Here is a 4803-nt window from a genome sequence, read left to right as displayed (position 1 = left end):
ATTCCATGATGGCGGCTCCTGAAGTCGAACAGTCCCACGCTAGCGGCAGCGAACAACCTCCCGATGAATCCCGGACGCCCGGCAATGACCCTGCGCATTGCCGGGCGGTGAAGATCAGGAATTCGGGCCGTTCACCACGGCGTAGGCGAATCCGTCCCACCCTTTCGCGCCGACGGTCTGGATGACGGTCGCGTCGACACTCGGTTCGGCGGCGAGCAATTCGATCAGGTCGCGGCTCGCTCGGGCATTGGGATCCTCGGTCTGCTCGTCGGCCACCGCGCCCGCGCGCACCACGTTGTCGACGATGATCACCGAGCCCGGGTGGGTCAGGCGCAGCGCCCACTGCACGTAGTGGGAGTTGTTGACCTTGTCGGCGTCGATGAAGACCAGGTCGAACGGTTCGGTCAGATCCTCGGCGACACCGGGCAGGGTGTCGAGGGCCGCGCCCACCAGGATCTCGACGCGCTCCCCCACGCCGGCGCGGTCGAGGTTCTCGCGCGCGACCTTGGCGTGGCGGGGTTCGAATTCGAGGGTGACGACGAGACCGCCGTCACCGACCGCGCGCGCCAGCCACTCGGTGCTGTATCCGCCGAGGGTGCCGATCTCGAGTACCCGGCGCGCTTTCGCGGTGCGGGCCAACAGGTTCAGCAGTTTGCCCTGGGGCGGGGAGACGTCGATGGCGGGCAGCCCCGCGTCGGCGTTGGCGGTGAGTGCGGGCGCTCCCTCGTCACCGACGAGCGTGGTGACGAGGTAACTGTCGACATCGGCCCAATCGTTGATCGTCATGGACGCAGTCTGCCACCGCAGTCGCGGCTTTGTTCTTGTGTCTCATCGGGGATGACGTGTTGGGTAGTCTGGACGTGGCCTGACGGTAGCAAGACCCCGGGGGAACCGTGAACCGACCACTGTTGTTCCTCGATGTGGACGGTCCGCTCAACCCTTACGCGGCCCAGCCGGCGCGGCGTCCCGACGGCTACACCACACTCGAACTTCCTCGCAACGACGCCCATGAGGACGACAGGGGCCTCTCGCCGCGACGGCGCCCCCTGCATGTCTGGCTCAATCCAGAACACGGCGGAATTCTGCTCCGGCTCGGCTTCGAGCTGTGCTGGGCCACCACGTGGATGGCGGATGCCAACCGGTGGATCGCACCCGTTCTCGGCCTTCCGGAACTTCCCTTCGTCGACTTCGGCGACGTCCTCCTCCAGGAGCGCCCTGACGGAGTGCACTGGAAGACCGGGCCGCTGGTGGACTATGCAGACGGCCGTCCTTTCGCCTGGGTGGATGACGAGCAGAGTGAGCTCGACGAGACGTACGTGTCCGCCCACCATCACGGGTCAGGGCTCTTGCACCACGTCAACCCGCGAATCGGACTCCGGGACAACGACTTCCGCGCCCTAGCCGACTTCGCCAGGTCCCTGGACACCTGACGAACCGCCGGCTGAGCACCTCCGGGTCTTCCGGTTGCAGTACCCGCATCCGCGGCCGCTACTTCGCGGTCTCGACCTCGGTCACGCCCTGGATGATCTTCACCGCGCTCTGCGCCAGCATCTTCGTATCGATCAGCGCCTGCGCCAGTTTCACCAGCATCTGCGAGACCGTCACCGTGGCCAGCGAGATGTCGAGCAGCGCCCTGGCGATGAGCGCGGGGGTGGCAGTTCCGGCGGAGGCGATGAGCAGCGCGGTCATTTCGGCGAGCATGCCGGCGAGATTGCTCAGGATCTCGACCACGATCTCGCGCACTGTCTCGACGATGCCCTTCATCGCCGCGTTGCACTCCGACAGCACCTCGGCGACGGCTGCCTTCTCGGCGATCTTGCCCGTCAGCTCGGTCGCCTTGGCCGCGTAGGCTTCGGCCGCGGCACCTGCCCATTCACCGATTCCGGTGTCGAGCGCGGTAGCCCACTCCTGCGCGGTGGTCGTCAGACTCTCGGCGATCGCCTTCCACGAATCCGAATACGCCTGGACCATATCCGGGCTGCCGGTGATCGATTCCAGTGATTTGCGCACCGGTTCGACGTGTTCGAGCATCCAGCTCATCAGTTGCGAACCGAGGAAGTTGAACGGGTCGAACTTCGCCAGCGTGGAGGTGCCCTTGATCGCCTTGCCGAACATCGTCGCCGCCGACGCCCAATCACCCGCGGTACCGGCCGCTTTGGAGATGGCGTCGACCTTGGTCATGATCGACCCGTCGCCGGTCATCGCGTTGTAGAGGCCGAGGCCGTTCTCCCAGGTGTCACCCTGGAGCGTGCCCTTCATGATGCCCGCGTCGGGTTCCTCCCCACCCGTCGGCCGGCCCACGTTGCTGAACAGGAAGTTGTTTTCCTGGTAATAGGTGTCCCGATAGTCGACGCCGTCTTGGAGCAGGTCGTTCTCGGGAGCTTCGCCGTCGTCGAAGGTGCTCACCGTGCCGGGCAGGACGGTGTGCTCGTTGAGGAACGTGCCCGCCGCGTTGGGTCCGTCGGCCATGGTCAGACGTTCCTTTCGATCTCGGCGGTCTTGCCCGTGAGATCGCCCGCCCGGGTGGTGTCACACGTTTCGAAGGTGTCGGCGGCGGTGCGGAGTTTGCCCGGCATCTCCGCGGTCAGAGTGTCGAGCTGCGCCAGTGCCTCGGTGATGTCGTCGTGGAGCGAGTTGAGGGTGCTCACCGCGTACGGCTTCACGAGCAGGCCGTAGCCGTCGTCGGCGTGGGCGAGATAGTTCGCCGCCTCGAGCGCCTTGGCGACCCCGCCGGACACGCCGTCCACCGAGCAGGCCTGTGACCTGATCGCCTCCAGATTCACATTCACCAGACTGGTCACGCAGAATCCCTCCTCCGGCGAACTCGGTCGAGTCCGCAGCTCTCGATCTAGTTGGACGCGCCCCGGCCCCGTTCGGTTCCCTCGAATGTGTGCCGGGTTGTAGCGGTGGCTACTGCAACCAGGATTTGCGCTGGTAGAACATGTCCTCGTCGGACGGCTCCTCGGGTGCGACAACCCGATCGCGGTCGGGTTTGCGAGTGGCGGGAGCCTCGGGCGCGGCCGGCCACGATGCGGCGGGGGCGGCCGGAGCGGCGGGCGGCGACGACGGCGGGACGGGCGCCGACGCGGTCGGGTCCAGGTCGGGGAACCGGTCGCTGTACTGGCCGACGATCGCCTCCCCGGCCTCGTCGGTGCCGACCGTGTCATGGACCAGGCCGGTGACCTGGTCACGCAGGCGCGCCTGGGCGCGATGCGTGCAGGCCATGAGCTCGGCCGCCACGGCGGTGGGATCCATGCCGCGCACGGCGGCCGCCAAGGTGATCGCGGTGGTCGAACCGTTGGCGTCCACGGTGACGCTGATCCGGCCGTCGGCCGAGGTATCGGTGACGCTCACCGCGGTCATCTTGGCGTGCAGCTCCTGGTAGCGCTGCGCCTTCTGTTCCAGGTCCTCCGCCCAGCGCGACAGGTCCGCGGCGGCGTTGTTCAGGTCGTCCATGCTGTGTTCCCCTCCCGCCGGGGTCCCCGGCGCTGTGCGGCGGAAGGCGTGCCGAAACCCGCCCCGCTCGGATCGCGACGAGCCTAATGGACACAGCCGCGACAGCGTTCATCAGCCCGGCACGGACGCAGCGAAGACGGCGGTCAGAAAAGGAAGTAGCGCTGGGCCATCGGGAGTTCGGTGGCGGGTTCCTCTGCCCAGACTTCGCCGTCGATGCGGACAGTGAAGGTATCGGGGTCTACTTCGATGTGGGGCATGGCGTCGTTGTGGGGCATGTCGGCCTTGGTGACGCGGCGAGCGTTCTTGACCGGCACCAGCTTTCGGCGCACGTTCAACCGGTTCGCGAGGCCGTCGTCGATGGCCTGTTCGGAGACGAAGTGCAGGGAGGTCGCCGCGGCGGCCGGGGCCGCGGCGCCGAACATGGGGCGTGGAAGCACGGGCTGCGGGGTGGGGATGGAGGCGTTGGCGTCGCCCATCGCGGCCCAGGCGATCATGCCGCCCTTGAGGACCGCGTGCGGCCGGACACCGAAGAACGCCGGTTCCCACAGCACCAGGTCGGCGAGCTTGCCGACCTCGATCGAGCCGATCTCGTCGTCGAGTCCGTGCGAAACCGCCGGGCAGATCGTGTATTTGGCGATGTAGCGCTGCACGCGGGCGTTGTCGGCCGCACCGTCACCGGGCAGGGCGCCACGGCGGCGTTTCATCACGTGCGCGGTCTGCCAGGTGCGCATCACCACTTCACCGATCCGGCCCATCGCCTGGGAGTCCGAGCCGATCATGGAGATGGCGCCCAGATCGTGCAGGAGGTCTTCGGCGGCGATGGTGGACGGGCGGATCCGCGATTCGGCGAAGGCCAGGTCCTCGGGGATCGACGGGCTCAGGTGATGACACACCATCAGCATGTCGAGGTGCTCGTCGAGGGTGTTGACGGTGTGCGGCCGGGTGGGGTTGGTGGAGCTGGGCAGCACATTGAGATGGGAAGCGACAGTGATGATGTCGGGCGCGTGGCCGCCACCCGCACCCTCGGTGTGGTAGGCGTGGATGCCGCGGCCCGCGATGGCGGCGAGGGTGTCCTCGACGAAACCGGCCTCGTTCAGCGTGTCCGAGTGCAGTGCCACCTGCACGCCCGCCGCGTCGGCGACGGTGAGGCAGGCATCGATCGCGGCCGGGGTGGAGCCCCAGTCCTCGTGCAGTTTGAAACCCGATGCGCCGCCGCGCAATTGCTCCCACATCGATTCCTGGCTGACCGTGTTGCCCTTGCCGAGCAGCACGATGTTCATCGGCCAGTGGTCCAGGGATTCCAGCATCCGCGCCAGGTGCCAGGAGCCCGGTGTCACGGTGGTGGCC

At 67.3% G+C, this 4803-nt stretch carries 6 protein-coding genes; 1 reads left to right on the top strand and 5 read right to left on the bottom strand.

Annotated elements, in window-relative coordinates; translation table 11 throughout:
• Positions 1-114: 114 nt before the first annotated feature.
• Positions 115-786, bottom strand: a complete 672-nt coding sequence (locus tag ACFWF3_RS24620) for an O-methyltransferase (RefSeq protein WP_379315529.1) — start codon at positions 784-786, stop codon at positions 115-117.
• Between the two features lie 107 nt (positions 787-893).
• On the opposite strand from ACFWF3_RS24620, the gene ACFWF3_RS24615 reads away from it, so the two are divergent.
• Positions 894-1430: a hypothetical protein gene (locus ACFWF3_RS24615; RefSeq protein WP_379315527.1), complete on the top strand. Its 537-nt coding sequence runs from the start codon at positions 894-896 to the stop codon at positions 1428-1430.
• Between the two features lie 58 nt (positions 1431-1488).
• Here ACFWF3_RS24615 and ACFWF3_RS24610 read toward each other — a convergent pair whose 3' ends face one another.
• The 4 genes from ACFWF3_RS24610 to ACFWF3_RS24595 form a co-directional block, all read right to left on the bottom strand.
• Positions 1489-2469 carry a hypothetical protein gene (locus ACFWF3_RS24610; RefSeq protein ID WP_379315525.1) on the bottom strand — a complete coding sequence of 327 codons (981 nt, stop codon included), beginning with the start codon at positions 2467-2469 and terminating at the stop codon, positions 1489-1491.
• 2 nt (positions 2470-2471) lie between these two features.
• On the bottom strand, positions 2472-2801 hold the full coding sequence (locus ACFWF3_RS24605; RefSeq protein ID WP_379315523.1) for a type VII secretion target: 330 nt from the start codon (positions 2799-2801) through the stop codon (positions 2472-2474).
• A gap of 109 nt (positions 2802-2910) precedes the next feature.
• Positions 2911-3456, bottom strand: coding sequence for a YbaB/EbfC family nucleoid-associated protein (locus ACFWF3_RS24600; protein WP_378988405.1), 546 nt, complete (start codon positions 3454-3456; stop codon positions 2911-2913).
• A gap of 143 nt (positions 3457-3599) precedes the next feature.
• Positions 3600-4803: urease subunit alpha (locus ACFWF3_RS24595; protein ID WP_379315521.1), on the bottom strand; the 1204-nt coding region annotated here is incomplete at its 5' end.

Source organism: Nocardia sp. NPDC060220, assembly GCF_042727815.1.
GTDB lineage: Bacteria > Actinomycetota > Actinomycetes > Mycobacteriales > Mycobacteriaceae > Nocardia.
This window is presented reverse-complemented; position numbering and strand designations above follow the sequence as displayed.

Bases quoted from the DNA above. Each gene is read 5' to 3' on its own strand.
- ACFWF3_RS24610 (WP_379315525.1), bottom strand. From the start codon at position 2,469: ATGGCCGACGGACCCAACGCGGCGGGCACGTTCCTCAACGAGCACACC.
- ACFWF3_RS24620 (WP_379315529.1), bottom strand. From the start codon at position 786: ATGACGATCAACGATTGGGCCGATGTCGACAGTTACCTCGTCACCACG.
- ACFWF3_RS24600 (WP_378988405.1), bottom strand. From the start codon at position 3,456: ATGGACGACCTGAACAACGCCGCCGCGGACCTGTCGCGCTGGGCGGAG.